The following is a 2,807-nucleotide window of genomic DNA, read 5'->3' as shown; positions in this document are numbered from 1 at the left end:
TGGTGGCCAACCCGCTGGACATCGCGCGCTACACCACCGAGTTCTTCACGCTGGCGCGCTCGGTACGCGCGGCCACCAAGGCCGGCGAGCAGAGCCAGGTGGCGAGCTTCGAGCAGTTGGTGGAGCTGGGCAAGACCAACAAGCAGCTGGATGCCAACGACCAGGGCGTGGTGCAGGTGGTGGACTGGCTGTGGCAGTACGCCTTTGACCAGCGCGCTAGCGACATCCACCTCGAGCCGCGCCGCGAGATGGGCGTGATCCGCTTCCGCATCGACGGCGTGCTGCACACGGTCTACCAGCTGCCGCCCACCGTGATGGCCGCGATGACCTCGCGCATCAAGCTGCTGGGCCGCATGGACGTGGTGGAGAAGCGGCGCCCGCTGGACGGTCGCATCAAGACGCGCAACCCGGCAGGCGACGAGGTGGAAATGCGCCTGTCGACGCTGCCCACGGCCTTCGGCGAGAAGATGGTGATGCGCATCTTCGACCCCGAGACGGCCGTCAAGGACCTGGCCTCGCTGGGTTTCGGCCAGCATGACTCCGATCGCTGGGAGCACCTGGTCAAGCAGCCGCACGGCATCATCCTCGTGACCGGCCCCACCGGCAGCGGCAAGACCACCACGCTGTACTCGACGCTGAAGCGCCTGGCGACGGACGAGGTCAATGTCACGACGATCGAGGATCCGATCGAGATGATCGAGCCGGCGTTCAACCAGACCCAGGTGCAGAACCAGCTGGATTTCGGTTTCGCCGAAGGGCTGCGCGCGCTGATGCGCCAGGACCCGGACATCATCATGGTGGGCGAGATCCGCGACCTGGAGACGGCGGAGATGGCCATCCAGGCGGCGCTGACGGGTCACCTCGTCTTCAGCACGCTGCACACCAACGACTCGGTCTCCGCGATCACGCGGCTGCAGGATCTGGGCGTGCCCAGCTATCTGATCAGCGCGACCATCATCGGCGTGCTGGCGCAGCGCCTGGTGCGCACGCTGTGCCCGCACTGCAAGCAGCCCGATCCGCTGGTGACGCGGGAAAGCCTGAACGAGCTGGTTCGCCACTGGCGCCTCGGTGGCGGCGTGAAGCCGTACAAGCCGGTGGGCTGTCTGGAATGCCGCAATACGGGCTTCCGCGGCCGGGCGGGCCTGTACGAGCTGCTGACGGTGAGCGAGGGCATCAAGGCGTCCGTCAACGACCTGACCGCGCTGCGGCGTCAGGCCATGCAGGAGGGCCTGCGTCCGCTGCGTTTGGCCGGCGCGATGAAGGTGGCCGAAGGCGTCACGACCATCGAGGAAGTGCTGCGCAGCACGCCGGCCTGGGAGGGCTGATGCGGCGTCGCGGGCGTCGCCCCGGCCGGTACGTGTAATCCACAGCGCGACCCCTCGCCCCCACTGACAGAATCGCCGCACTCAACCGCGCGCATGGGCGCGGGGCGCAGGAGACAAGACGCAATGAAAATCAAGAGCCAGCGGGACTTCTGGTCCGGGCTGCTGTTCCTCGGGGCCGGTGTCGGTTTTGCGTGGGGGGCGACCGACTATTCGTTCGGCACCTCCGCACAGCCCGGCCCCGGCTACTTTCCCTTCGGCCTCGGCGTGCTGCTCGCCATCCTTGGGGCGCTGGTGCTGTTCAAGGCACTGACGCTGGAGTCTTCCGGAGGCGACCCGATTGGCCGGATCGCCTGGCGACCTTTGCTGGTCATCATCGGCGCCATCGTGCTGTTCGGGGCCGCCTTGCCGCGTCTCGGCATGGCGGTCACCTTGCCGCTGACCATCATCGTGGCTTCGTTGGCCGGTCAGGAGTTCCGGCTGCGCGATGTGCTGATCAGCTGTGTGGTGTTGACGGTGGGCAGTTGGGCGCTGTTCATCCTGGGCCTCAAGCTCACCATCCCGCTCTGGCCCGTCTATTTCACCGGTTGAGGACGTGCCATGGACCTGCTGAACAATCTGAGCCTGGGTCTGCAGACGGCGCTGAGCCTGCAGAACCTCTTCTACGCCTTCTTCGGGGCGGTGCTGGGGACGCTGATCGGTGTGCTGCCCGGCCTGGGGCCGGTGGCAACGATCGCCATGCTGCTGCCGTCCATCTACACGCTGGACGCCACGCCCGCGTTGATCATGCTGGCGGGCATCTACTACGGGGCGCAGTACGGCGGCTCGACGACCGCCATCCTGATCAACGTGCCGGGGGAGTCGAGCTCGGTGGTCACGGCCATCGACGGCTACCAGATGGCGCGCAGAGGCCGTGCCGGTCCCGCGCTGGCGGCGGCCGGTCTCGGCAGCTTTTTCGCCGGTTGCGTCGGCACGGTCATCATTGCCGCGTTCGCGCCGCCGCTGACCGAGCTGGCCTTCAAGTTCGGCTCTGCCGAGTATTTCTCGCTGATGGTGCTTGGCCTCGTCGGTGCGGTGGTGCTCGCGTCGGGCTCGCTGCTGAAGGCGATCGCGATGATCGTGCTGGGCCTGCTGCTCGGGCAGGTCAACACCGATGTCATCACCGGGACCGCGCGGTTCTCGTTCGACGTGCCCGAACTCACGGACGGCATCGGCTTCGTGGTGATTGCCATGGGGGTGTTCGGCTTCGGCGAAATCATCGCCAACCTCGGCCAGCCCGCGGAGCAGCGCGAGGTGTTCACCAAGGAGGTGAAGGGGCTCTGGCCTACGCGCGAGGATTTCAGGGACGCATGGCCCGCGGTGCTGCGAGGCACGGCACTGGGGTCGGTGCTCGGCGTGTTGCCGGGCGGCGGCGCCCTGCTCGCGTCGTTTGCGTCCTACACGCTGGAAAAGAAGGTCGCCCGCAATCCGCGCGTGCCCTTCGGC

The 2,807-nt window shown here is 67.2% G+C and carries 3 protein-coding genes; all 3 read left to right on the top strand.

Annotated elements, in window-relative coordinates:
* Positions 1-1,325: GspE/PulE family protein (locus QZ709_RS15205; protein WP_294638247.1), on the top strand; the 1,325-nt coding region annotated here is incomplete at its 5' end.
* A gap of 123 nt (positions 1,326-1,448) precedes the next feature.
* Positions 1,449-1,913, top strand: coding sequence for a tripartite tricarboxylate transporter TctB family protein (locus QZ709_RS15200; RefSeq protein ID WP_294638246.1), 465 nt, complete (start codon positions 1,449-1,451; stop codon positions 1,911-1,913).
* A 9-nt stretch (positions 1,914-1,922) separates the two neighbouring features.
* Positions 1,923-2,807 (top strand): tripartite tricarboxylate transporter permease (locus QZ709_RS15195; RefSeq protein WP_294638245.1); only part of this gene is annotated, 885 nt, incomplete at its 3' end.

The sequence above is a fragment of the uncultured Aquabacterium sp. genome, from assembly GCF_913773725.1.
Taxonomy (GTDB): domain Bacteria; phylum Pseudomonadota; class Gammaproteobacteria; order Burkholderiales; family Burkholderiaceae_C; genus Aquabacterium.
The sequence above is the reverse complement of the archived record's forward strand: the minus strand, read 5'-3'. Positions and strand labels throughout refer to the sequence as shown.

Bases quoted from the DNA above. Each gene is read 5' to 3' on its own strand.
- QZ709_RS15200 (WP_294638246.1), top strand. From the start codon at position 1,449: ATGAAAATCAAGAGCCAGCGGGACTTCTGGTCCGGGCTGCTGTTCCTC.